Source organism: Streptomyces sp. NPDC053069, from assembly GCF_044546895.1.
Classification (GTDB): domain Bacteria; phylum Actinomycetota; class Actinomycetes; order Streptomycetales; family Streptomycetaceae; genus Streptomyces.
Map to the genome: position 1 here is coordinate 42,382 of NZ_JBITZN010000012.1, position 22,485 is coordinate 64,866.

Genomic DNA, 22,485 nt, shown 5'->3' on the forward strand with positions numbered 1-22,485 from the left:
GATCCGGTCGGACCTCCAGGCGGTCGACCGAAAGGAAACCGAGATGCCGTCCTCATCCCTGGCATCCGCCCTCGATGCGGAGCTGCGGCCGGACCGGCCCGCGCTGCTGCGCGTCGACGTCCCGGGCGATGCCCCGAGCTGGGCAGCCGAGCACCGCGAGGCGCTGCGCGCGCAGGTCACCGAGCACGGGGCGCTGGTCGTCCGCGGCCTCGGGCTGCGGGACACGGACACCGTCGGCGCCGTCTTCGCGTCCCTGGCCGGTGACCTCATCACGGAGCGGGAGGCGTTCGCCCCCCGTGACGCCCACGGTCCGGGGCTGTACTCCTCGACCCCCTGGCCGGACAACCAGCCGATGTGCATGCACCACGAGCTCAGTTACCGGCTTCAGGTGCCCGGCCTGCTGCTGTTCGCGTGCCTGACCGCCCCCGAGCAGGGCGGGGCGACCGCGGTGGCCGACGCCGAACAGGTCCTCGCGGCGCTGCCCACCGGGCTGACCGAACGGTTCGAGCGTGCGGGCTGGCTGCTGACCCGCTCCTACAACGAGGAGATCGGGGCGTCGCTCGCGGAGTCGTTCGGCACCACCGACCGCGCCGAGATCGAACGCTACTGCCGGGCCAACGCCATCGACTTCACCTGGCTGGCCGACGGGTCGCTGCACACCGAGCAGCGCCGCCCCGCCGTCGTACGGCACCCGGTCACGGGCCGGCGCTGCTGGTTCAACCAGATCGCCTTCCTCAACGAGTGGACGCTGGCCCCCGAGGTGCGCGAGTACCTGGTGGACGTGTACGGCCCGGACGGCCTGCCGTTCAACACCCGCTACGGCGACGGCAGTCCGATCGGCGAGGACGTCGTCCAGCTGCTCAACAGCACCTACGAGGCGCACACCCGGCGCGAGCCCTGGCAGGCCGGTGATCTGCTGCTCGTGGACAACATCCGCACCGCGCACAGCCGAGAGCCCTTCGCCGGAGAGCGGCAGATCCTGGTCGGCATGGGCGAGCCCCTTCACCTGGCCGACCGCGGGCCGGGCCGGGAGGCGAGCGAGCGATGACCGACGTACTGTCGAGCACTGCCCAGCGGCCCTCTCCCGGCCGGCCTTCGGTGCCGTCCTTCGCGGTGATCTCCGGTGAGCAGGTGCAGGACGCGCTGAGCGGGCGCGAGAAACAGCTCGTGGAGCTGGTGGAGACCGCCTACCGGCTGCACGGTGCCGGGGACTCGGTGAACCCGCCGTCGTACTTCCTGCGGTTCCCCGACCGGCCCACCGCGCGGATCATCGCGCTGCCGGCCTCCATCGGCGGGCCGGTCCGGGTGGACGGCCTGAAGTGGATCTCCAGCTTTCCGGAGAACGTGAGCGCCGGGCTGCCACGGGCCTCGGCGGTGCTCATCCTCAACGACCACGACACGGGTTACCCGTTCGCCTGTCTGGAGAGCTCGATCATCAGCGCCACCCGGACGGCGGCGTCCGCGGCGCTGGCGGCCGACTGGCTCAGCCGCGGCCGGCCCCGCCCCACCCGGGTCGGCTTCTTCGGCACCGGTCTGATCGCCCGCTACATCCACACCTTCCTGGACGGCACCGGCTGGGAGTTCGAGACGGTGGGCGTGCACGACGTGTCCCGCGGCAGCGCCGACGGCTTCCGCGGCTACCTGCAGCGGGCCGGCACCGGGGCGCGGATCACCGTCCACGACCGCGCCGAGGACCTCGTCCGCGGCAGCGACCTTCTGGTCTTCGCCACCATCGCGGGCGAGCCGCATGTCACCGACCCGGCCTGGTTCACCCACAACCCGCTGGTCCTGCACGTGTCCCTGCGTGACCTCGCCCCCGAGGTCCTGCTCGGCTCGGCCAACTTCGTGGACGACGTCGAGCACTGCCTGAAGGCCGACACGTCCCCCCACCTGGTCGAACAGCGGACCGGTAACCGGGACTTCCTGAACGGAACCCTCAACGACGTGATGCTCGGACGGGCCGCACCGCCGACCGACCGGCCGGTGGTCTTCTCGCCCTTCGGGCTCGGCGTCCTCGACCTCGTCGTCGGCAAGTACGTCTACGACGAGGTGGCCCGGGCGGGACAGCTCCGCCTCATCGACGACTTCTTCCACGACCTGCGCCGATACGGCTGAGGCCGCTGTTTCGGCCTGGCACCAGGAGGCCCGCCGTGCCTGTCATATCCGCTCCCTACGCCTTCAACGAGGGTCATCTCTTCGTCGACCTGAAGTCGATCTGCGGATACCCCCTCTATCTGAAGTGCGAGGGTTTCAACTTCGCCGGCTCCATCAAACTGAAGGCCGCGAACGAGATGGTGGAGAGCGCCGAGCGTGACGGACTCCTGAGGCCGGATTCCATCCTCGTCGAGTCCTCGTCCGGGAACCTCGGCGTCGCGCTCAGCATGATCGCCGCCAGCAAGGGCTACCGGTTTCTGTGTGTGACGGACTCCCGGTGCAACCTGTCGACCAGACTGCTGATGGAGGCGCTCGGCAGCGACGTGCACATCGTGTCCGACAAGGACGCCAACGGGGGCTTCCTGGGCATGCGCATCGAGTACGTCCGTGCGCTGTGCGCGTCCGACGACCGGTATGTCTGGCTCAGCCAGTACACCAACGCGGGCAACTGGCTGGCGCACTACCGCACCACCGCGCCGGAGATCGCCTCCCAGTTCCCGGAACTGGACGTCCTCTTCCTCGGGGCGGGCACCACCGGAACCCTGATGGGCTGCGCCCGCTGGTTCAGGCAGTGGCACCGGCCGGTGCGGATCGTCGCCGTGGACGCCGTGGGCTCGGTGGCGTTCGGCGGCGAACCCGGCCGCCGGATGATCCCGGGCCTCGGGATGAGCATGCGCCCGCCGCTGCTCGACGAGTCCTTCGTGGACGAGGTGCTCCGCGTCGAGGAGACCGACACCATCCGTATGTGTCACCGCATGGCCAGACGCGGCTTCCTGTTCGGCGGCTCCACCGGGACGGTGGTCAGCGGCGCGACGGACTGGCTGGCCCGGCACGACACCCGCGGCCTCACCGCGGTGGCCGTCGCGCCGGACCTCGGCGAGCGCTACCTCGACACCGTCTACCAGAGCAACTGGCTGCAGGACCTGTACGGCGACCAGGTCCTCGACGGCGAACTGGGCACCGACGAGGTGCGCAGCGCGCCCCGGGAGCCCAAGTCCGCGTCCCGGGCGACGGGCCGCCGGCGCAGACCCTAGGCGCTGTCCGGCGGAGCCCGTCAAAGACGCGGGGTCAGCCCGCGACGACGGCCTCCGCCGCCGCGACTCCGCACACCCGGGCGGCGCCGTGGGTGGCGATGTGCAGGGCGCCGCGCGGGGCGGCCTGCGGCAGGCCCATCTCCACGACGACGGTGTCGGGGCGGGCGGCGAGCAGGGTGTCGAGGGCGGAGCGCATCCAGCCGTGCCGGTGTTCGTCGCGGACCACGGCGACGATCCGCCGGCCGTCGGCGGCGGCGGCGACCTGCGAGGCGGCACCGTCACCGGTGAAGGATCCGGAGGCGGTGCCGGGCAGCAGCCGTGCCAGCTCGGCGGCCACGCCCCACGGGGTCTGGTCGCCGACGGCGATGTTGGGTATGGGGTCGAACCGGGCGACGTACACGGGCTCGGTGACCGGTGCGGGGGCACCGCTCCGGGTCACGGTCAGGGCGCGGCGGGCGGCGACCAGGCCGATCCCGGGGTCGGGTGCGGCCTCGGCCGCGGCGCCGCGGGCCGTGACGGTCCATGCGGCGAGGTCACGCACCCGGGCGGCCGCGTCCGCGAGCCGTTCCTCGGCCAGTTCGCCGGAGCGTACGGCGGCCACGAGCGCGTCCCGCAGCTTCAGCACGGTGCCCTCGTCGCACAGCCCGCCGCCGACACAGATGGCGTCGGCACCGGCCGCGATCGCGAGGACCACCCCCCGTTCCAGGCCGTAGGCGCCGGAAATCGCCCGCATCTCCATGCCGTCGGTGACGATCAGACCCCGGTAGCCGAGTTCCTCGCGCAGCAGCTCGGTGAGGACGCGGCGGGAGAGGGTGCCGGGGCGGTCGGGGTCGAGGGCGGGCACCAGGATGTGGGCGCTCATGACGGCGCGGGTGCCGGCGGCGATGGCCGCGCGGAACGGGGGCAGTTCGCGGGCGTAGAGGGTGTCGGTGTCGACGTCGATGCGCGGTAGGGCGTGGTGGGAGTCGACGTTGGTGTCACCGTGGCCCGGGAAGTGCTTGGTGCAGGCGGCGACGCCGGTGGACTGCAGGCCCTCGACCCAGGCGGCGGTGTGCCGGGCGACGAGGTCGGTGCTCGTGCCGAAGGAGCGCACCCCGATGACGGGGTTGTCGGGGTTGGCGTTGACGTCGGCGGAGGGCGCCCAGTCGAAGGTGACACCGCAGCCGGCCAGCCGCCGGCCCAGCTCGCGGGCGACGGACCGGGTGAGGGCGGGATCGTCGACGGCGCCGAGGGCGTGGTTGCCGGGAAAGGCGGAGCCGGTGCGTACGTCGAGACGGGTGACGTCGCCGCTCTCCTCGTCGATGGCGACCAGCAGGTCGTCGCGTTCGGCCCGCAACTGGGCGGTGAGCGCGGTGACCTGGTCCTCGCTGACGATGTTGCGGCCGAACAGGGCGACGGAGGCGAGGCCCTCACCGAGGCGGCGGCGCACCCAGTCCGGCGCGGTGGTGCCGTCGAACCCCGGCTGCAGCACGGCGAGGGCGTCGCGGGTGAGGGTGTCACCCGCGGCGGAGCCGCTGTCGGATGCAGTGGTGGCGAGTGTGGTCATCGGCCGGGTCATCCCTTCACGGCGCCGTCGGTGAGACCGCTGACAGCCTTGCGTTGCAGGAAGATGAAGAGGATCAGGATGGGCAGCGCGAACAGGGACGAGGCGGCCATCGTGGCCCCCCAGTCGTCGCCGAAGGCGGTCTGGAACTGTGACAGCCACAGCGGCAGCGTCTGCTTCTCGATGTCCTTGTTGAGGATCAGGACGAGCGGGAACTCGTTCCAGGCGGTGATGAACCCGAACAGCGAGGTCGCCATCAGACCGGGGGCCAGCAGCGGGAAGATGACCCGGATGAACGCCTGGGTGCGGGTGCAGCCGTCGACCATGGCCGCCTCCTCCAGGTCCTTGGGCACGGCGGCGACATAGCCGCGCAGCGTCAGGACGGTCAGCGGGAGCACCATCATCGTGTAGAAGACGGTGAGCGGGACCAGGCTGTCCAGCATGTCGTCGTCACGGACGATCATGTAGATGGCGATGATCATGACCTCCCAGGGGGCCATCTGCGCGAGCATGAACGTCACGATGAGCCCGCGCCGGCCCCTGAACCGCATCCGGGCGAGCGCGAAGGCCGCGACCAGGGCGATGACGAGCGAGAAGACGACCGACAGGACCGTGACGGTGACGGAGTTGGCGACCAGGGTCCAGAAGTGGTCGGCGTCGATCGCCTTCTTGAAGTGGCCGAGGGTGACGTGCGTCGGGAACCACACCGGGTCGTCGGCGATGATGTCGCCGGTCGGTTTGAAGGCCGTCGCGAACATCCAGTAGACGGGGAACACGAAGCCGGCGAAGAGGACGACGGCGGTCGCGTTGGGCCAGATACGGCCGAAGAGCGAGCGCTTCACAGCTCGTCCTCCTCTTGCTTGAGCACCATGCGCAGGTAGTACGAGGTGATGACGAGCAGGGCCAGGATGGTCAGGAAGGAGATCGCCGCGCCGACCCCGAAGTGCTGGTTGCCGACGCCTTCGACGTAGGCGTAGATCGGCAGGGTCTCGGTGAGGTGGTCGGGTCCGCCCGCGTTCATCGCGAAGAGCTGCGTGAACGACTTGAAGACCCAGATGACCTCCAGGAAGGTCGTGGCGTACAGGAACGGCCGCAGGAAGGGCAGGGTCACCGAGGTGAAGCTCTGCCAGGCGCCGGCGCCGTCCAGGGACGCGGCCTCGTACAGCTCCTTGGGGATCGTGGTGGTGGCGGCGTACAGGTTGATCGCCACGAACGGCACCGACTGCCACACGATCAGCAGGATGACCACGAAGAATGTGGAGAACTGGCTGCCCATCCAGTTGTGGTCGGCCATGGAGTGCCAGCCGAGCTTGTCCAGGACCCAGTTGACGACGCCGAAGCGCTGGGCGAACAGCCACTGGTAGACGGTGGTGGCGGCGACGTAGGGCATGGCCCAGGCGAGGACGAGGCCGATCATGAGCAGCAGCCGCATCTTCTTGCCGAGCCGGGCCAGCAGCAGGCCAATCAGGGTGCCGAGCCCCATGATGAGGACGACGTTGGCGGCGGTGAAGAAGACGGAGCGCTCGGCGACGTGCCAGAACTCCGGCTCGGACAGCACCTGCCGGTAGTTCTCGACGCCGTTCCACTCGGTGAGGTGCTGGATGAGCTGCCGCGGGTTGAGGTTCTGGAACGACAGCATGCCGTTCTTGACCAGGGGCCAGCCGAGCAGGACCACTGTGGCCAGCAGCGCGGGCAGCAGCAGGAGATAGGGGGCGGCGGCGCCGCGGCGGGCCGGGGACCGGGAGCCGCGGTCCTCACCTCTCGGCGGCCCGGCTGTCCGGGCCTTGCGGACAGCGGGCTGACCGGCCGTGTCCGTGCCTTCGGTCTGCACTGACATGAATTGCCATCTCTTCCGTGGCCGTACGAACTCCATGGCCGCGTGTGCGCACGGCACATGGAGCCGGGGGCGCCTGTCGCGGCGCCCCCGGCGGGGTCATCAGTTCTGCTGGGCCAGGCGCTTGTTGATCTCGGCCTCGACCTGCTTCGCGGCGTCCGCCGGGGACTTACCGGTCAGCACGGAGGTCATGTAGGACTTGATGGGGTTCGGGGTGTTCTCCACCGCGGCCCACTCCGGGATCAGCGGGGTGGTGCCGCCGCCCGCCGCGGCGGGCGCGGCGGCCTCGGCGGCGGCGTTGCCCTTGACGTTGGACTGCAGTGACGTCTTGTTCGGGACGATGCCGCTGAGCTTGGCCAGTTCGCCCTCGTACTGGTCGGACAGGGCGATCTTCAGGAACTCCTTGGCCAGCGACTGCTTCTTGCTGCCCTGGGCGACCGCGAAGTTGGAGCCGCCGAGGAAGACGCCCTCCGGCTTGTCGGCCGTGGCGCCGGGGATCGTGAAGTAGCCGAGGTCCTTCTCGATGGCCTTGTTGGCCTGGACGGCGGTGGCGGCTTCCCAGCCCATGCCGATGAACGCGCCGGACTTGCCCTTGGCGAAGACCTGGGCCTGCTGCGGAGTGGCCTCGTCCTTGTCCTTGGGAGCCTTGGAGTAGGAGGCGTACTTCTTGTAGATCTCCATGGCCGCGGCGACCTTCGGGTCGGCGAGGTTGGAGACGTACTTCTCGCCCTGCTTCTTCACCAGGTCGCCGCCCTGGCCGATGATCAGACCGTCGAGGAAGTACCAGTTCTGGCCCGGCAGGTAGAGCGGCTCGGCGTCGGTCTTCCTGCCGATGGCGTCCAGGTCCTTGAAGAACTCGTCGCGGGTCTTCGGGGTGTCCTTGATGCCGGCCTTGGCCCAGATCCTCTTGTTGTAGATGACGACGCGGTTGGCGAAGTACCAGGGGGCGGCGTACTGCTTGCCCTGGTAGACGGAGGACTGGGAGACCGACGGCGTCCAGTCGGCGCCGATCTCCTTCTTGAGGTCGCCGAGGTCGGCGAGACCGCCGGTGGCCGCGTAGGCGGGGGTCTGGGTGTTGCCGACCTCCAGGACGTCCGGCGGGTTGTCCTCGGAGAGGGCGGTGGTGATCTTCTGCTGGATCCCGTCCCACTTCTGGATCTCGAACTTCAGCTTCGCGCCGGTCTTCTTCTCGAACGCGGCCTGGACGTCCTGGCTCCACTGCGGCGGAGCGGAGCCGTCCATGGTCCAGACCGTCAGCGTCTGGCCCTTCCAGCTGTCCGGTCCCGCGTCCTTGCCGCTGTCCTTGCCGTCGTTTCCGCCACACGCCGCAACGGAGACCATCATGCCCGCGATCACGATCGCGGCAGCGAGCTTGCGCTTCACGCCACCCTCCTCAGGGATGCCACTAACCCCCCACGCCCTCGGCGGTGACCTGCGTACGACGCTGTTGCACGTAGGGCTCGGGACCTGGCCACTAATGGTGTAGACCAGTACGGTGGAGCTTGGCCTAGACCTTTCGGGGTGTCAAGGGTGGTCCGAGAAGCCGATTCGGCCGTTATGAGAACGTCACCCCGGGCGATTGGCCTAGACCATCAGGCAGTTGGTCGTTATAACGAGAGCCCACCCACACAGCCGGGAAGGCAGGCATGGCCACCGACGTAAGCGGCCGCACCGCGCGCGTACCGAAGTACTACCGGATCAAACAGCGGCTGCTCGCCATGGCCGAGGAACTCCAGCCCGGCTCCGCCATGTCGGCCGAGCGGCTGCTCGCCGTGCGGTTCGACACCTCACGGACCACCGTCCGGCAGGCGCTCACCGAACTCGTGGGCGAGGGCCGTCTGGACCGGATCCAGGGCAAGGGCACCTTCGTCGCCCAGCCCAAGCTGTACCGCACGCTCCAGCTCACCTCGCACACCGAGGACATGCGCGCGCAGGGGCTGACGCCCGCCTCGCAGGTGCTGGACATCGGGGAGATGCCGGCCGACGAGAGGCTCTCGGGCCTGCTCGGCATCGGGATCGGCGAACGGGTGCTGCGCATCGAGCGGCTGCGGCTGGCCGGCGGCGACCCCATGGCGATCGAGACGACTCACCTGTCGGCACGCCGCTTCCCCGGCCTGCGCGGATCCCTCGCCACGTACCCGTCCCTGTACACGGCGCTCGCGGAGGTGTACGGCGTCCGTCTCGCGGAGGCCGACGAGACCATCGAGACCTCGCTGTCGACCCCGCGCGAGGCGCTGTTGCTCGCCACCGACGTGGGCCTGCCGATGCTGTTGCTGTCCCGCCACTCACGGGACGCGGAGGGCAGACCGGTGGAATGGGTGCGCTCGGTGTACCGGGGCTCGCGCTACAAGTTCGTGGCCGCCCTCCACAGACCCGATCCCCCGACGGCCCCCCGCACACCGGCCCCATCGTCCGTGGAGGCCGGCAACCGCGCATGACACAGCCGGTGTCCGGGGCGGGGGTGCACGGGGGCAAGCAAGGGTGCTGGGGCACCCGGGAATCGGCTGCCGGGTGCCGGGCGGTGGCGTGCGGGCCTCGGTCAGGACCGGGTCAGTTTGATGTCCTTCTCCTGGACGGCGTGGAAGGACGGCAGCAACAGCAGGAGGCCTTCGGAGCGCAGTTCCGTCACCGTGACCTGCACATGGGCCTTGCCCGCCTTGAGAGCGTCCGGCGCGACCCTGCCGGTGTTCTCCCACCGGTGCTCGGCGCCGTCGCACTGGGCGGCGCTGCCACCGATGCCGTACACGACCTTGCGCTTCTTGTCGCCCTGACTGATCGCGGAGCTCACGAAGGCGACGCCCTTGGCCCCGGTGCACCGGTAGGTGCCGGACAGGGTGACGGTGCCGTCCTCGGTGATGTGGCCGGTCTTGTCGACGGTCACGGTCTCGGACGTGTCGGCGGCGGCCGGGGCGACGGCGGCGCACAGCAGGGCCGCTGCGCCGAGTGCCGCGGCGAGGGCGGGGCGTGCCGGCATGGGATACCTCCCGGTGTTCGTGGACTCAGGGCTCCACTGGTACCGGGCGGCCGGGCCGCGAGGCGTGACCGTCACTCCTTCGGTGGCGCGTCATGGAACCGTCCGGGAGTTGTCCGCATGTTGTCACGCTTCACGGCGGCCGGTTCCGGTGCGTTCACAACGGGAGGATCGTCTGTGTATGCGGGCGGTGGCCGCACCTGCCGCCACCTCCCCGCCGATGTGGAGGTGCCCCATGTGCTCCTGTCCGTCCGCCCTCTCCGAGTGCCCCGCGTCCCGCACCGACACGCACCCGGTGGCCGCCCACCCCGAACAGGGCTGGACCCTGCTGTGCGACGGCTCCATCGTCTTCGACGACGGCGGAGAGCTGCACCCGGACGGCAGCGTGGTCGCGCCCCGCCGGTTCCCGGCCGCACGGCTCGCGGTGGCCGCCTGAACGGCCGGCGGGGCCTCCTGCCCGGTCCGGCAGAGGCCTCCGGCACCGGCTCCTACGGCAGTACGGCGAACCCGTCCAGCTCCACCAACGCCTGCTCGTCCCACAGCCGTACGACCTCCACGACGGCCATCGCGGGGTAGTCCCGGCCCGCCGCCTCCCGCCAGATGCGGCCCAGTTGCTGGGCCTGGGCGCGGTAGGCGGCCACATCCGTGGCGTAGACGGTGACGCGGGCGAGGTCGGCGGGGGTGCCGCCGGCGGCACGCAGGGCGGTGAGCAGGTTGGCGAGGGCGTGCTCGAACTGCTCGGGGAGCGTAGCGCCGGTGATCCTGCCGTCGGAGTCGAGGGCGGTCTGGCCGGCGAGGAACACCACGCGGGAGCCTGCCGCGACGACGGCGTGCGAGAAGCCCGTGGGCGGGGACAGCTCGGGCGGGTTGACGCGCTCGGTCGTCACCGGGCCTCCTCCTGCTCCTCGGCACACAGCTCCCCGAGATGGAGCTCCCCGACCCGGAGCTCCCCGGCATACAACTCCTTGGCGTACAACTCCTTGGCGATGATGCCCCGTTGGACCTCGCTCGCCCCCTCGTAGATGCGCGGGGCGCGCACCTCGCGGTAGAGGTGTTCGAGGAGGTGACCGCGGCGCAGGGCGCGGGCGCCGTGCAGCTGGACGGCGGTGTCGACCACGAACTGCGCGGTCTCGGTGGCGAGCAGCTTGGCCATCGCGGCGCGGCCGGGGACGTCGGCGGCGCCCTCGTCGTACGCGCTCGCCGCCGCGTACACCATCAGCCGGGCCGCCTCCGTGCGCAGCGCCATCTCGGCGACCTGGTGGGACACGGCCTGCAGGTCCATCAGCCTCCCGCCGAACGCCTCGCGTCGCCGGGTGTGCGCGAGGGTCGCGTCCAGTGCCGCCTGGGCCATGCCGACCGCGAACGCGCCGACACTCGGCCGGAAGAGATTGAGGGTGCCCATGGCGACGGCGAAGCCGCGGTCGGCCTCGCCGAGCACGTCGTCGGCGCCGACGGGCACGGCGTCGAAGTCCAGCGCGCCGATGGGGTGCGGCGAGAGCATCTCCAGCGCGCTGCCGGTGAGCCCGGGCCGGTCGGCCGGGACGAGGAACGCGGTGACACCGCGGGCTCCGGCGCCGGGTGTGGTACGGGCGAAGACGGTGTAGAAGTCGGCTTCGGGGGCGTTGGAGATCCAGCACTTGGCACCGGTGAGCCGCCAGCCGGCGCCGCCGTCGGGCTCGGCCGCGAGGGACAGCGCGGCGGCGTCCGAACCGGCCCCCGGCTCGCTCAGCGCGAACGCGGCGACCGCGCTGCCGTCGGCGACCTTCGGCAGCCAGCGCTCGCGCTGGGCGGTGCTGCCGTGGGCGTGCACCGGATGGGCGCCCAGGCCTTGCAGGGCGAGGGCGGTCTCGGCTTCGGTGCAGGCCTGGGCGAGGGACTCGCGCATCAGGCACAGGTCGAGCGCGCCGGAGGTGAACAGCCGTGCGAGCAGCCCGAGCCGGCCGAGTTCCGCGAGGAGCGGCCGGTTGACGTGTCCCGGTTCGCCCTGGCCGGCGAGCGGGCGCAGCCGTTCGCCGGCCAGGGCGCGCAGCTCGGTACACCAGGCGAGCTGCTCCGGTTCGAGCGAGAATGCGGGCACTTGGGGTCCTCCCTCCGGGGGCGGGCCGCCAGGACCGTACCCCGTCTCCCTTCCTCTCACTCCGGACGTTATCGCGGAAGGTTGACTGCCGTCACCGACACGATACGCTCGAATCGCGAGCCCACCAGGACGCCGGTGCCCACCACGACGCCCGTCTCGACGCCAGCCACGGCAAGGGGGCGAACCGCCATGCATCGCTCGGCCCACGTCGACACCTTCGCGCGCGACCACCTGCCGCCGCCGGACGAGTGGCCCGAGCTGCGGTTCGACCTGCCGGAGCTGCACTACCCCGACCGGCTGAACTGCGCCGCCGAACTCCTGGACCACGCCGCCACGGCCCGCCCGGTCTTCCACACCGCGGACGGTGCCAGCTGGACCTACGGCGACCTGCGCGGGCACGTCGACCGGATCGCGCACGTGCTCACCGGCGACCTGGGTGTCGTTCCCGGCAACCGGGTGCTGCTGCGCGGCCCCACCACGCCCTGGCTGGCCGCCTGCTGGCTCGCCGTGCTGAAGGCGGGCGCCGTAGCGGTCACCGTGCTGGACCGGCAGCGCCCGCACGAGCTGGCCACCCTGTGCGACATCGCCCTGGTGCGGCACGCGCTGTGCGACATCCGGTCGGTCGACGACCTGGCGAAGGCCGACATACCCGGGCTGCGGATCACGACGTACGGCGGTGACGGCCCCGACGACCTGCTCAACCGCCACGGGCCCGGCACGCCGTACCCGGCGGTCGACACCGCGGCCGACGACGTGGCGCTGATCGCGTTCACCTCGGGCACCACCGGTCGCCCGAAAGGGTGCATGCACTTCCACCGGGATGTGCTGGCGATCGCGGACACCTTCTCCAAGCATGTGCTGCGCCCCCGGGCGGACGACGTCTTCACCGGTTCTCCCCCGCTCGGTTTCACGTTCGGCCTGGGCGGGCTGGTGATCTTCCCGATGCGGGCCGGTGCCAGCTCCCTGCTCCTGGAGGAGGCGGGCCCGCGCCGGCTGCTGCCCGCGATCGCCGAGCACGGCGTCTCGGTCCTCTTCACCGCCCCGACCGCCTACCGCGCCATGCTGGAGCTGCTGGACGGGTACGACGTCACGTCGCTGCGGCGCTGTGTGTCGGCCGGCGAGAACCTGCCCGCGGCCACCTGGCGGGCCTGGCACGAGCGCACCGGCCTGCGGGTCATCAACGGCATCGGCGCGACCGAGCTGCTGCACATCTTCGTCTCCGCGGCGGACGAACACGTCCGGCCGGGCACCACGGGCGTTGCGGTGCCGGGCTGGCAGGCGCGGGTGCAGGACGCGCAGGGCACACCGGTGCCCGACGGCGAGCCCGGCCTGCTCGCCGTGCGCGGCCCGGTCGGCTGCCGCTATCTCGCCGACCCTCGGCAACGGGAGTACGTGCGCGGCGGCTGGAACCTCACCGGCGACACCTACGTCCGCGAGCCCGACGGCTACTTCCGCTATGTGGCCCGTGCCGACGACATGATCATCTCCGCCGGGTACAACATCGCCGGACCGGAGGTGGAGGACGCGCTGCTGCGGCACCCGGACGTGGTGGAGACCGCGGTCGTGGGCCGTCCGGACGAGGCCCGCGGGCAGGTGGTGGTGGCGTACACGGTGCTGCGCGAGGGGGCCGCGCGCGACCCGGAGGCCCTGCGCGCCTTCCTCAAGTCCGAGCTGGCCCCGTACAAGTGCCCACGCCGGTTCGTCTTCCTCGACGCCCTGCCCCGCACGGCCACCGGAAAGCTGCAGCGGTTCCGGCTGCGCACCGAAGGGGACCGGCAGTGATGCCGACGACCTAAAATGATCAACGTGTCCGACCAGCACGCCCCCCGGTCCCTCATCGTCACGCTCTACGGCGCGTACGGCCGCTTCATGCCCGGTCCGGTGCCCGTCGCCGAGCTGATCCGGCTGCTGGCCGCCGTCGGCGTGGACGCGCCCTCCGTCCGCTCCTCGGTGTCCCGGCTCAAACGGCGCGGCCTGCTGGTGCCGGCCCGTACACCGGCGGGCGCGGCCGGCTACGAACTCTCCCCGGCGGCCCGCCAGTTGCTGGAGGACGGCGACCGGCGCATCTACGCGACCACACCGGTGGCGGACGCCGGCTGGGTGCTCGCGGTGTTCTCCGTGCCCGAGTCGGAGCGCCAGAAGCGGCATGTGCTGCGCTCCCGGCTGGCGGGCCTGGGCTTCGGTACGGCGGCGCCCGGAGTGTGGATCGCCCCGGCCCGGCTCTACGAGGAGACCCGGCACACCCTGCGCCGGCTGCAGCTGGATCCGTACGTGGACTTCTTCCGCGGCGAGCACCTGGGGTTCGCGCCCACGGCCGAGGCGGTGGCCCGCTGGTGGGATCTCGCCGCGATCGCCAAGGAGCACGAACGCTTCCTGGACGCGCACGCCCCGGTCCTGCACGCCTGGGAGCGCCGTTCGGACACCCCGCCCGAGGAGGCCTACCGCGACTACCTCCTCGCCCTCGACTCTTGGCGCCACCTGCCCTACACCGACCCCGGCCTGCCCACCGGGCTGCTGCCCACGGGCTGGCCGGGCGTGCGCTCGGCGGAGGTCTTCCGGGGACTGCACACCCGGCTGCGGGACGCGGGGGCCGTGTTCGCGGGGCTGTGAGCGGCCGGGTGCCTCAGAAGCGGCGCAGCCGTATCGCGACGCCGTGTCCGACCGCGAGGTAGAGCACGGCGGGCAGACCGTAGTCGAGCAGGACGCGGAGGTTCTCCGTGTCCGTCGTGAAGATGTCCTGCGACCACCAGGCGAGCGAGTCGGCCACGTCCGCCACGAATCCCACGAAGACGTTCGCGTGGTTGGCCTGCAGCAGGTGGAGCAGGATCCACAGCCCCAGGAAGGCCGCCGCGACGTCGGCGATCGTGTGGATGACCAGCGCGGCGCGCCGGGTGCCCGAGCCGTCCCGGCTGCGCTGCCGGGCGGGGGCGGCGGGCGGCGCCACGGGGGCCGCGTACCGGGGGTCCGGAGCCTGGCCGTATCCATGTCCGGGCTGCTCGGGCAGCGGCCTGGTGTCAGTCATCGCAGTCTCGATCCCTGTGGGTCCGTCGAATGGCTCGAAAGAACCTAGACAGGTGTCGATAACAGGTCGGTTCAGGAACGGTGCGGATGACGTGGAAGGCGTGTGACCGACCCCGCACGCCCCTCCCCCGGATCTTCAGGTGAGCGACAACCGGGGCTTCGGGGCGTCCGTGCGGCCGGTCTGCGGGCGTCTGCTGCCCGCCCGGTAGGGCGCGGGCCAGACGGCTCCGGGACCGTCGTAGCCCTGCTCGGCCGCCGCGTGCAGGGTCCAGTGCGGGTCGTACAGGTGCGGACGGCCCAGTGCGCACAGGTCCGTACGCCCGGCCAGGATGAGCGAGTTGACGTCGTCCCAGGACGAGATCGCGCCGACCGCGATCACCGGGACACCCGCCGAGTTCCGGATCCGGTCGGCGAACGGCGTCTGGTACGACCGCCCGAACTCCGGCCGCTCCTCGGCCACCACCTGCCCGGTGGACACGTCGATCGCGTCGGCGCCGTGCGCGGCGAAGGCGCGGGCGATCTCCACGGCGTCCTCGGCCGTCGTGCCGCCCTCGGCCCAGTCGGTGGCCGAGATACGGACCGTCATGGGCCGCTCCGCCGGCCACACCGCGCGTACGGCGTCGAAGACCTCCAGCGGGAACCTCAGCCGCCGCTGGGGCGAGCCGCCGTAGGCGTCGGTGCGGTGGTTGGTGAGCGGTGAGAGGAAGCCGGAGAGCAGATAGCCGTGGGCGCAGTGCAGTTCCAGCAGGTCGAAGCCGGCGCGGGCGGCCCGCCAGGCGGCGGCGGTGAACTGCTCGCGGAGGTCGGTCAGCTGGGCCCGGGTGAGCTGCCGGGGGGTCTGGCTGTCCGGCTTGTACGGCAGCGGGGAGGCGGCGACGAGCGGCCAGTTGCCGCGCGGCAGCGGCTCGTCCATGCCCTCCCACATCAGCTTCGTGGAGCCCTTGCGGCCCGAGTGGCCGAGCTGGACGCCGATCGCGGTGCCGGGAGCCCGGGTGTGGACGAAGTCGGTGACGCGCCGCCACGCCTCGGCCTGCCGGCCGGTGTACAGCCCGGCACAGCCCGGCGTGATCCGCCCCTCCTCGCTGACGCACACCATCTCGGTCATGACGAGCCCGGCCCCGCCCAGGGCGCGGGCGCCGAGGTGGACGAGGTGGAAGTCGCCCGGGACGCCGTCGGAGGCGGAGTACATGTCCATCGGCGACACCACGACCCGGTTGCGCAGGGTCAGGCCCCGCAGCCGGAACGGGGTGAACATCGGGGGCGTTCCGTCCGGGCAGCCGAACTCGCGCTCCACGGCCTCGGTGAAGCGGGCGTCGCGCAGCCGGAGGTTGTCGTGGGTGACGCGGCGGCTGCGGGTGAGCAGGTTGAAGGCGAACTGGCGGGGCGGCTGGCCGAGGTACAGGCCCAGGTTCTCGAACCACTCCAGGCTCGCCCGGGCGGCCCGCTGGGTGGAGGCGACGACGGGTTTGCGCTCCTGCTCGTACGCCGCCAACGCGCTGTGCACATCGTGCTGTTCCTCCAGGCACGCGGCCAGGGCCAGCGCGTCCTCCACGGCCAGCTTGGTGCCGGAGCCGATCGAGAAGTGCGCGGTGTGCGCGGCGTCGCCGAGCAGGACGACGTTGCCGTGCGACCAGTGGTCGTTGACGACCGTGCGGAAGCTGGTCCAGGCCGAGTTGCCGCAGCGCAGGGGGCGGCCGCGGAGGGCGTCCGTGAAGATCTTGGCGCAGCGCTCGACGGATTCGGGTTCACCGAGTTCGTCGAACCCGGCCGCTCGCCAGACCTCCTCACGCATCTCGATGATGACGGTGGAGGCGTCGGCCGCGTACGGGTAGCCGTGCAGCTGCATCACGCCGTGCTCCGTTTCGGCGATCTCGAAGCGGAAGGCGTCGAAGGGGAAGTCGGCGGCGAGCCAGATGTAGCGGCAGCGGTGTTCGGTCACCTGGGGACGGAACACCCGGGCGTAGGTCTCACGGGTGCTGCTGCGCACCCCGTCGGCGGCGATGACGAGGTCGTATGCGGCGCACAGGGTGTCCGGGTGGGGGGCCTCGGTGCGGAACCTCAGGTCCACGCCGAGGGACCGGCAGCGCTCGTGCAGGATCTCCAGGAGACGGCGCCGGCCGAGCGCGGCGAATCCGTGGCCGCCCGAGCGGTGGGTGACGCCCCGGTGCACGATGTCGATGTCGTCCCAGCGGACGAAGTGGCGTTGCAGGGCCTCGTGGACCACCGGGTCGGCGTGTTCTATACCGCCCAGCGTCTCGTCGGAGAGGACGACACCGAAGCCGAAGGTGACGTCCGGGGCGTTGCGCTCCCATACCGTGATGTCACGGGTGGGATCGAGTCGCTTCAGGAGCGCTGCGGCGTACAGGCCGCCGGGGCCGCCGCCGACAATCGCCACGCTCATGAGGGATCACCTTCCCTGCCACTTCGGCGGGCGCTTCTCCGTGAAGGCCGCGTGGAACTCCGCGTAGTCCTCGCCGTTCATCAGCAGGGCCTGGGTCGAGGCGTCCAGCTCGATGGACGCCGCCAGGGGCATGTCCAGCTCGGCCGTCAGCAACGCCTTCGTCTGGGCGTACGCCAATGCCGGGCCGTCGGCCAGGCGGCGGGCCAGCGCGAGGGCTGCCTCGTCCGCGCCGCCCTCCTCCGTCAGCTCGCTGATCAGGCCGATGCGCTCGGCCTCGGGTGCCCGGACGGGGTCGCCCAGCATGAGCAGGCGGGTGGCGTGGCCGAGGCCGACGACCCGGGGCAGCAGATAGGCCGCGCCCATGTCGCCGCCGGACAGGCCGACGCGGGTGAACAGGAAGGCGAAGCGGGCGGACGGATCGGCCACCCGGAAGTCGGCCGCCAGGGCAAGGACCGCTCCCGCGCCGGCCGCCACGCCGTGCACCGCGGCGATCACCGGGAACGGGCACTCGCGGATCGCCCGCACCACCTGGCCGGTCATCCGGTTGAAGTCGAGCAGCTGGGCGGTGTCCATGGCGAGGGTGGCGCCGATGATCTCGTCGACGTCGCCGCCGGAGCAGAAGCCCCGTCCCTCTCCGGCCAGCACCAGGGCACGTACGGCGCGCTCCCGGGACAGCTCGGCCAGCAGGTCGCGCAGGTCGGCGTAGGCGCCGAAGGTGAGCGCGTTGAGTTTGGCGGGGCGGCTGAGGGTGACGGTGGCGACCCCGTCGGCGAGCTGGAGCCGCAGGTGCTCCCAGTCGGAGGTGCGGACGGCGGAGCCGGTGAAGGGACTCATGACGTGCGGCCTCCTAGGGGGGCGGTGCCGTACGTTGCGCTGTCCCATGAAGTTATCACTTGTTTGTGACTGTCGTCACGAGGGCACGACATACCTGCCACCGATCGGCAGCGTCCGGTCACGTACGTCACCGGTCCTCGACAGCGCCGTAACAGTGGGCACCGGCGTGCGAGGCGGGACGCTCACCGGGGTAGGCCGCCGCTACCGGGGCCGAAGGTCCCGGGCGAGACCCGGCGACGGTCTGCGGTGGCCGGGCTCGTACCATTCCTACGGTTGAAAGCAGGACAGCCTGCTCCATGAACGGACTCGCCTTGCACGAACGCCCCACCGAACCGGCCTCCTGGCGCATCGCGCTGCCGCACACCACCGCGGCGGTGCCCGTCGCGCGTGCCCTGGTGCGCACGGCCCTCACCGAGGTGGAGCACCCGGCCGACTGCGACACCGCGGAACTGCTCACGGCGGAGCTGGTGGCCAACGCGGTGGAGCACACCGCCGGGCGCGGCCCGATCGAGCTGGTGGTGGAGCTGTTGCCGACCGGCTGCCAGGTCGAGGTGCACGACCCCGACCCGGCGCCGCCCGGCCATCTGACCCGGCCGGTGATCGAGGAGCCCGACGTCTGGCAGGAGGGCGGGCGCGGGCTGCTGCTGATCCGCGCCCTCAGCTCGTCCTGCGGTCACCGCCCCACCCCGTCGGGCAAGGCGGTGTGGTTCAGACTGCCTGCGGTTCCCGCTCAGCGGCGGCGCTCGGCGTGACCTCGGTTGCGGCCGTGGCCAGCGTGGAGTGCCGGCGGCCGTAGACGGCGTAGATCGCCAGGCCCACCGCGAGGAACACGGCGAACTGGATCCAGGTCTGCCAGCCGGTCTCGTACATCAGGTACAGGCAGAAGGCGACGCCGAGCAGCGGGCCCACGGGGTAGAGCGGGACGCGGAAGCTGCGGCTGAGGCCCGGTTCGCGGCGGCGCAGGGCGATCACCGCGATGTTGACGACGGCCATGATGGCGAGCGTGCCGATGGTGCACAGGTTCATCACGGCGTCGAGGGAGGCGAAGGCCGCCGGGACCGCGAAGACGACCGCGACGATCAGCGTGCCCGCGACCGGGGTGGAGGTCTTCGGGTTCACCTTCTCGAAGACGCGCGGGATCAGGCCGTCGCGGGACATCGACATCAGGATGCGGGTCTGGCCGTACATCACCGCGAGGACGACGGAGGCGATGGCGACGACCGCGCCGAAGGCGATCACGCCGCCGCCGATGGCCGAGCCGGTGACCTCGTTGACGACGTACGACAGCGCGGCGGGGCGCCCGGCGACCTGCTTGCCGCCGATGGCGCCGATCGCGGCGAGCGCGACCGCGCAGTACAGCAGGGTGACGATGCCCATGCAGACCATGATCGCGACCGGGATGTCCCGGCGCGGGTTCTTGGCCTCCTCACCGGCGGTGGTGATGGCGTCGAAGCCGATGTAGGAGAAGAACGCGGCCGTGGTGCCCGCGCCGATGCCGCCGAGTCCGGCCGGGGAGAACGGGGTGAGGTTGCCGTCCTTGAAGGCGCTGTAACCGATCACGCAGAAGGCCAGCAGGATGACGAGCTTCACGGCGGCCATGGCGGCCGTCGCGCGGGCGCTCTCGCGCACCCCGCGCACCAGCAGTACGGAGGCCATGGCGATGACGATCACGGCCGGGAGGTTGATGATCCCGCCATCGCCGGGCCCGGCGGACAGGGCGGCCGGAAGCTGCACACCGGTGAGGCTGTGCAGCAGTTCGTTGACGTACTGGCTCCAGCCGACGGCGACGGCCGAGATCGAGACGCCGTACTCCAGCAGCAGGCACCAGCCGACCAGGAACGCGGTGGACTCGCCCAGACCGGCGTAGGCGAAGGAGTACGAGGAGCCGGAGACCGGGATCGCGCCGCCCAGCTCCGCGAAGGAGAAGGCGGTGAAGACACAGGTGATCGCGGCGAGGACGAAGGAGACGACGACGGCCGGGCCGGCCTGGGCCACGGAGTCGGAGAGACCGACGAAGATGCCGGTGCCGACGATGGCGCCGACGCCGAAGCAGATGAGCTGGAAGAGGCCCATCGTGCGCTTCAGGCCGTGTCCCTCGCGGTCGGCGCCGGACTCGGCGACCAGCAGGTGCGGGGACTTGATGCGGGGAGCGGGCATGCGGGTGGTGCTCGTTTCTGGTGGTGCGGGCGACCGGGATGAGGTCGCGGCGACGGCCGGAATGGGTGGTTCCGGGCCGTCGGCCAGGATAGGCGCTGGTCGGCGGGGTGGACCAGGGTTTATCGGGCGAGTGTGGCGACCAGCACCGCCTTGATGGTGTGCAGACGGTTCTCGGCCTCGTCGAAGACGATCGAGTGCGCGGACTCGAAGACCTCGTCGGTGACCTCCAGCGCGTCCAGACCGTAGATCTCGTGGATCTCGCGGCCGACGCGGGTGCCGAGGTCGTGGAAGGCCGGCAGGCAGTGCAGGAACTTCACGTCCGGGTTGCCGGTGGCGCGCAGGACGTCCATGGTCACGGCGTACGGCGCGAGGGCCTTGATCCGCTCGGCCCAGACCTCCTTGGGCTCGCCCATGGAGACCCAGACGTCGGTGACGACGAAGTCGACGCCCGCGACACCCTCCGTGACGTCCTCGGTGAGGGTGATCCGGGCGCCGCTGGAGGCGGCCAGCTGCTGGGCGCGGTCGACGACGTCCTGGGCGGGCCAGTAGCTCCGGGGCGCGACGATCCGCACGTCCATGCCGAGCAGCGCACCGGTGACCAGGTAGGAGTTGCCCATGTTGAAACGGGCGTCGCCGAGGTAGGCGTAGGTGATCTGCCGGAGCGGCTTGGGGCTGTGCTCGGTCATGGTGAGCACGTCGGCGAGCATCTGGGTGGGGTGCCAGTCGTCGGTGAGGCCGTTGTAGACGGGTACGCCGGCGTGCGCGGCCAGCTCCTCGACCTTGGCCTGGCTGTCCCCGCGGTACTCGATGGCGTCGAACATCCGGCCGAGCACCCGGGCGGTGTCCTTCACGGACTCCTTGTGCCCGATCTGCGAGCCGGACGGGTCGAGGTAGGTGGTACGGGCGCCCTGGTCGGCGGCGGCGACCTCGAACGCGCAGCGGGTGCGCGTCGACGTCTTCTCGAAGATCAGGGCGATGTTCCGGCCGCGCAGATACGGCGTCTCGGTCCCGGCCTTCTTGGCGGCCTTCAGCTCGGCCGCCAGCTCGACCAGCCCGCGGAACTCGTCTTCGGTGAAGTCGAGCTCCTTGAGGAAGTGGCGGCCGCCGAGGACGGTCGGGACTGTCGCCATGGGGGCGCTCCAGGGGTACGACTGCAGGGGACTCTGGAAGTCTATACGACGCTCCACATTTCTATACAGCGTCCCGCTCCACGGGACAGCTCATGCACCGGGGGCCGCCCCGGCCCCGGCCCAGCTCGCTGCCCGGGATCTCGATCACCTCGATGCCCTGCTTGCGCAGATGGGTGTTGGTGGTCGAGTTGCGCTCGTAGGCGACGACGACCCCCGGTTCGACGGCGAGGACGTTGCAGCCGTCGTCCCACTGCTCGCGTTCGGCGGCGTGCACGTCCTGGGTGGCGGTCAGCACCCGGATCTCGCCGAGGCCGAGGGCGGCGGCGATCGCCCGGTGCATGTGCTCCGGCGGATGGTCGGTGACCTTCAGCTCCTTCTCGCCGACCCCCGGCTCGATGGTGTACGAGCGCAGCATGCCGAGCCCGGCGTACTGAGTGAAGGTGTCAGCGTCGACCATGGTCATCACGGTGTCGAGGTGCATGAAGGCGCGCCGCTTGGGCATGTCGAGCGCGACGATCGTGCGTGCCGAGCCGGCCGCGAACAGCTTGTGCGCCAGCATCTCCACGGCCTGCGGGGTGGTGCGCTCGCTCATGCCGACCAGGACGGCGCCGTTGCCGATCACCAGGACGTCGCCGCCCTCGATGGTGGAGGGGTAGTCCGCCTGCCCCTCGGACCAGATATGGAACGCCGTGTCACGGAAGAGCGGATGGTGGCGGTAGATCGCCTCGAAGTGGACGGTCTCCCGCTGCCGCGCGGGCAGCCGCATGGCGTTGATGGCGACCCCGTCGTAGATCCAGGCGGAGGTGTCGCGGGTGAAGAGGTGGTTGGGCAGGGGGTCCAGGAGGAAGTCGTCGAGGTCCATCACGTGGAAGCGGACGGAGGTCGGCTCCGCGTGCGCGTGCAGGAACTCCCGCTTGGTCATGCCGCCCACGAGCGCCTCGGCCAGCTCACGTGCGGGCAGGGCCGCGAAGGCGGCGCGCAGATGGTCGGTGGCGAGGGGGCCGTACTCCTTCTCGTGGAAGACCCGGTCGAGGACGAGCGTGCGGGCCTCGGGGATCTCCAGGGTTTCGGTGAGCAGGTCGCCGAAGAGGTGGACGGCGACCCCGCGGTCGCGCAGGACGTCGGCGAACCCGTCGTGCTCGGCGCGCGCCCGGCGCACCCACAGCACGTCGTCGAAGAGGAGGGCGTCCTTGTTGCTGGGGGTGAGCCTTTTGAGCTCCAGATCGGGCCGGTGCAGGATCACGCGGCGCAGCCGCCCGGCCTCGGAGTCGACGTGGTAGGTCATGCCTCCATCCTGGCCGCCACCGACCGCCTTCACGCCCTTCTCGA

Annotated in this window: 21 protein-coding genes; 8 read left to right on the forward strand and 13 right to left on the reverse strand. The window is 71.3% G+C overall.

From position 1 onward, the window contains the following. Nucleotides 1–43 precede the first annotated feature (43 nt). Genes ACIGXP_RS26285 through sbnA form a run of 3 tightly spaced genes read left to right on the forward strand, consistent with a single transcriptional unit; the run spans nucleotide 44 to nucleotide 3,188 of the window. A complete protein-coding gene (locus ACIGXP_RS26285; RefSeq protein ID WP_399772179.1) occupies nucleotides 44–1,048 on the forward strand; it encodes a TauD/TfdA family dioxygenase in 1,005 nt (334 codons plus the stop codon). Continuing rightward, nucleotides 1,045–2,115: a 2,3-diaminopropionate biosynthesis protein SbnB gene (sbnB, locus tag ACIGXP_RS26290; protein WP_399772182.1), complete on the forward strand. Its 1,071-nt coding sequence runs from the start codon at nucleotides 1,045–1,047 to the stop codon at nucleotides 2,113–2,115. Before ACIGXP_RS26285 ends, sbnB begins: the two co-directional genes overlap by 4 nt. Before the next feature lie 35 nt (nucleotides 2,116–2,150). After that, nucleotides 2,151–3,188: a 2,3-diaminopropionate biosynthesis protein SbnA gene (gene sbnA, locus ACIGXP_RS26295; RefSeq protein ID WP_363214694.1), complete on the forward strand. Its 1,038-nt coding sequence runs from the start codon at nucleotides 2,151–2,153 to the stop codon at nucleotides 3,186–3,188. Nucleotides 3,189–3,222: 34 nt separating this feature from the next. On the opposite strand, the gene ACIGXP_RS26300 is transcribed toward sbnA, so the two are convergent. The 4 genes from ACIGXP_RS26300 to ACIGXP_RS26315 form a co-directional block, all read right to left on the reverse strand. Further along, nucleotides 3,223–4,734 (reverse strand): glycoside hydrolase family 3 protein, encoded by a 1,512-nt coding sequence (locus tag ACIGXP_RS26300; RefSeq protein WP_399772185.1) that lies wholly within the window; start codon nucleotides 4,732–4,734, stop codon nucleotides 3,223–3,225. An 8-nt stretch (nucleotides 4,735–4,742) separates the two neighbouring features. Then, complete coding sequence (locus ACIGXP_RS26305; RefSeq protein WP_399772189.1) at nucleotides 4,743–5,573, reverse strand: carbohydrate ABC transporter permease; 831 nt, start codon at nucleotides 5,571–5,573, stop codon at nucleotides 4,743–4,745. Then, complete coding sequence (locus ACIGXP_RS26310; RefSeq protein ID WP_363214697.1) at nucleotides 5,570–6,568, reverse strand: sugar ABC transporter permease; 999 nt, start codon at nucleotides 6,566–6,568, stop codon at nucleotides 5,570–5,572. The genes ACIGXP_RS26305 and ACIGXP_RS26310 overlap by 4 nt, the downstream gene beginning before the upstream one ends. 99 nt (nucleotides 6,569–6,667) lie before the next feature. Next, complete coding sequence (locus ACIGXP_RS26315) at nucleotides 6,668–7,948, reverse strand: extracellular solute-binding protein (protein WP_399772193.1); 1,281 nt, start codon at nucleotides 7,946–7,948, stop codon at nucleotides 6,668–6,670. A gap of 263 nt (nucleotides 7,949–8,211) precedes the next feature. Between ACIGXP_RS26315 and ACIGXP_RS26320 the strand changes: the two genes are divergently transcribed. Then, nucleotides 8,212–9,003 (forward strand): GntR family transcriptional regulator, encoded by a 792-nt coding sequence (locus tag ACIGXP_RS26320; protein WP_399772196.1) that lies wholly within the window; start codon nucleotides 8,212–8,214, stop codon nucleotides 9,001–9,003. 101 nt (nucleotides 9,004–9,104) lie between these two features. On the opposite strand, the gene ACIGXP_RS26325 is transcribed toward ACIGXP_RS26320, so the two are convergent. Continuing rightward, nucleotides 9,105–9,539, reverse strand: coding sequence for a DUF6299 family protein (locus ACIGXP_RS26325; protein ID WP_399772199.1), 435 nt, complete (start codon nucleotides 9,537–9,539; stop codon nucleotides 9,105–9,107). A gap of 232 nt (nucleotides 9,540–9,771) precedes the next feature. Between ACIGXP_RS26325 and ACIGXP_RS26330 the strand changes: the two genes are divergently transcribed. Beyond that, nucleotides 9,772–9,972 carry a DUF5999 family protein gene (locus ACIGXP_RS26330; RefSeq protein WP_363214701.1) on the forward strand — a complete coding sequence of 67 codons (201 nt, stop codon included), beginning with the start codon at nucleotides 9,772–9,774 and terminating at the stop codon, nucleotides 9,970–9,972. A gap of 52 nt (nucleotides 9,973–10,024) precedes the next feature. On the opposite strand, the gene ACIGXP_RS26335 is transcribed toward ACIGXP_RS26330, so the two are convergent. Then, on the reverse strand, nucleotides 10,025–10,423 hold the full coding sequence (locus ACIGXP_RS26335; protein ID WP_363214702.1) for a RidA family protein: 399 nt from the start codon (nucleotides 10,421–10,423) through the stop codon (nucleotides 10,025–10,027). Next, nucleotides 10,420–11,613, reverse strand: coding sequence for an acyl-CoA dehydrogenase family protein (locus ACIGXP_RS26340; protein WP_399772202.1), 1,194 nt, complete (start codon nucleotides 11,611–11,613; stop codon nucleotides 10,420–10,422). The genes ACIGXP_RS26335 and ACIGXP_RS26340 overlap by 4 nt, the downstream gene beginning before the upstream one ends. A 189-nt stretch (nucleotides 11,614–11,802) precedes the next feature. Here ACIGXP_RS26340 and ACIGXP_RS26345 point away from each other — a divergent pair, with 189 nt between their 5' ends. Then, nucleotides 11,803–13,395 carry an AMP-binding protein gene (locus ACIGXP_RS26345; protein WP_399772204.1) on the forward strand — a complete coding sequence of 531 codons (1,593 nt, stop codon included), beginning with the start codon at nucleotides 11,803–11,805 and terminating at the stop codon, nucleotides 13,393–13,395. A gap of 15 nt (nucleotides 13,396–13,410) precedes the next feature. Further along, complete coding sequence (locus ACIGXP_RS26350) at nucleotides 13,411–14,223, forward strand: PaaX family transcriptional regulator C-terminal domain-containing protein (RefSeq protein WP_399772206.1); 813 nt, start codon at nucleotides 13,411–13,413, stop codon at nucleotides 14,221–14,223. Nucleotides 14,224–14,236: 13 nt separating this feature from the next. Here ACIGXP_RS26350 and ACIGXP_RS26355 read toward each other — a convergent pair whose 3' ends face one another. The 3 genes from ACIGXP_RS26355 to ACIGXP_RS26365 all read right to left on the reverse strand — a co-directional run bounded on the left by ACIGXP_RS26355 (nucleotide 14,237) and on the right by ACIGXP_RS26365 (nucleotide 17,869). Beyond that, on the reverse strand, nucleotides 14,237–14,635 hold the full coding sequence (locus ACIGXP_RS26355; protein WP_399772209.1) for a hypothetical protein: 399 nt from the start codon (nucleotides 14,633–14,635) through the stop codon (nucleotides 14,237–14,239). Nucleotides 14,636–14,770: 135 nt separating this feature from the next. Continuing rightward, on the reverse strand, nucleotides 14,771–17,035 hold the full coding sequence (locus ACIGXP_RS26360) for a bifunctional salicylyl-CoA 5-hydroxylase/oxidoreductase (RefSeq protein WP_399772211.1): 2,265 nt from the start codon (nucleotides 17,033–17,035) through the stop codon (nucleotides 14,771–14,773). 6 nt (nucleotides 17,036–17,041) lie between these two features. Further along, on the reverse strand, nucleotides 17,042–17,869 hold the full coding sequence (locus ACIGXP_RS26365) for an enoyl-CoA hydratase family protein (RefSeq protein WP_363214708.1): 828 nt from the start codon (nucleotides 17,867–17,869) through the stop codon (nucleotides 17,042–17,044). 296 nt (nucleotides 17,870–18,165) lie between these two features. Between ACIGXP_RS26365 and ACIGXP_RS26370 the strand changes: the two genes are divergently transcribed. Next, the gene (locus tag ACIGXP_RS26370) at nucleotides 18,166–18,621 is read left to right on the forward strand and encodes an ATP-binding protein (RefSeq protein WP_363214709.1); all 456 of its coding nucleotides are present in this window, start codon (nucleotides 18,166–18,168) and stop codon (nucleotides 18,619–18,621) included. Here ACIGXP_RS26370 and ACIGXP_RS26375 read toward each other — a convergent pair. The 3 genes from ACIGXP_RS26375 to ACIGXP_RS26385 all read right to left on the reverse strand — a co-directional run bounded on the left by ACIGXP_RS26375 (nucleotide 18,578) and on the right by ACIGXP_RS26385 (nucleotide 22,441). Continuing rightward, the gene (locus tag ACIGXP_RS26375; protein WP_363214710.1) at nucleotides 18,578–20,026 is read right to left on the reverse strand and encodes an amino acid permease; all 1,449 of its coding nucleotides are present in this window, start codon (nucleotides 20,024–20,026) and stop codon (nucleotides 18,578–18,580) included. The genes ACIGXP_RS26370 and ACIGXP_RS26375 overlap by 44 nt on opposite strands. A 119-nt stretch (nucleotides 20,027–20,145) precedes the next feature. Then, complete coding sequence (gene argF, locus ACIGXP_RS26380; protein ID WP_399772215.1) at nucleotides 20,146–21,156, reverse strand: ornithine carbamoyltransferase; 1,011 nt, start codon at nucleotides 21,154–21,156, stop codon at nucleotides 20,146–20,148. Nucleotides 21,157–21,217: 61 nt separating this feature from the next. Continuing rightward, a complete protein-coding gene (locus ACIGXP_RS26385) occupies nucleotides 21,218–22,441 on the reverse strand; it encodes an arginine deiminase (RefSeq protein WP_363214712.1) in 1,224 nt (407 codons plus the stop codon). Nucleotides 22,442–22,485: the final 44 nt, after the last annotated feature.

What these genes read in the sequence shown, in the direction of transcription:
- ACIGXP_RS26285 (WP_399772179.1), top strand. Translation starts at nt 44, where the DNA reads ATGCCGTCCTCATCCCTGGCATCCGCCCTCGATGCGGAGCTGCGGCCG.
- sbnB (WP_399772182.1), top strand. Translation starts at nt 1,045, where the DNA reads ATGACCGACGTACTGTCGAGCACTGCCCAGCGGCCCTCTCCCGGCCGG.
- ACIGXP_RS26300 (WP_399772185.1), bottom strand. Translation starts at nt 4,734, where the DNA reads ATGACCACACTCGCCACCACTGCATCCGACAGCGGCTCCGCCGCGGGT.
- ACIGXP_RS26310 (WP_363214697.1), bottom strand. Translation starts at nt 6,568, where the DNA reads ATGTCAGTGCAGACCGAAGGCACGGACACGGCCGGTCAGCCCGCTGTC.
- ACIGXP_RS26320 (WP_399772196.1), top strand. Translation starts at nt 8,212, where the DNA reads ATGGCCACCGACGTAAGCGGCCGCACCGCGCGCGTACCGAAGTACTAC.
- ACIGXP_RS26325 (WP_399772199.1), bottom strand. Translation starts at nt 9,539, where the DNA reads ATGCCGGCACGCCCCGCCCTCGCCGCGGCACTCGGCGCAGCGGCCCTG.
- ACIGXP_RS26330 (WP_363214701.1), top strand. Translation starts at nt 9,772, where the DNA reads ATGTGCTCCTGTCCGTCCGCCCTCTCCGAGTGCCCCGCGTCCCGCACC.
- ACIGXP_RS26345 (WP_399772204.1), top strand. Translation starts at nt 11,803, where the DNA reads ATGCATCGCTCGGCCCACGTCGACACCTTCGCGCGCGACCACCTGCCG.
- ACIGXP_RS26350 (WP_399772206.1), top strand. Translation starts at nt 13,411, where the DNA reads ATGATCAACGTGTCCGACCAGCACGCCCCCCGGTCCCTCATCGTCACG.
- ACIGXP_RS26355 (WP_399772209.1), bottom strand. Translation starts at nt 14,635, where the DNA reads ATGACTGACACCAGGCCGCTGCCCGAGCAGCCCGGACATGGATACGGC.
- ACIGXP_RS26360 (WP_399772211.1), bottom strand. Translation starts at nt 17,035, where the DNA reads ATGAGCGTGGCGATTGTCGGCGGCGGCCCCGGCGGCCTGTACGCCGCA.
- ACIGXP_RS26365 (WP_363214708.1), bottom strand. Translation starts at nt 17,869, where the DNA reads ATGAGTCCCTTCACCGGCTCCGCCGTCCGCACCTCCGACTGGGAGCAC.
- ACIGXP_RS26370 (WP_363214709.1), top strand. Translation starts at nt 18,166, where the DNA reads ATGAACGGACTCGCCTTGCACGAACGCCCCACCGAACCGGCCTCCTGG.
- ACIGXP_RS26375 (WP_363214710.1), bottom strand. Translation starts at nt 20,026, where the DNA reads ATGCCCGCTCCCCGCATCAAGTCCCCGCACCTGCTGGTCGCCGAGTCC.
- argF (WP_399772215.1), bottom strand. Translation starts at nt 21,156, where the DNA reads ATGGCGACAGTCCCGACCGTCCTCGGCGGCCGCCACTTCCTCAAGGAG.
- ACIGXP_RS26385 (WP_363214712.1), bottom strand. Translation starts at nt 22,441, where the DNA reads ATGACCTACCACGTCGACTCCGAGGCCGGGCGGCTGCGCCGCGTGATC.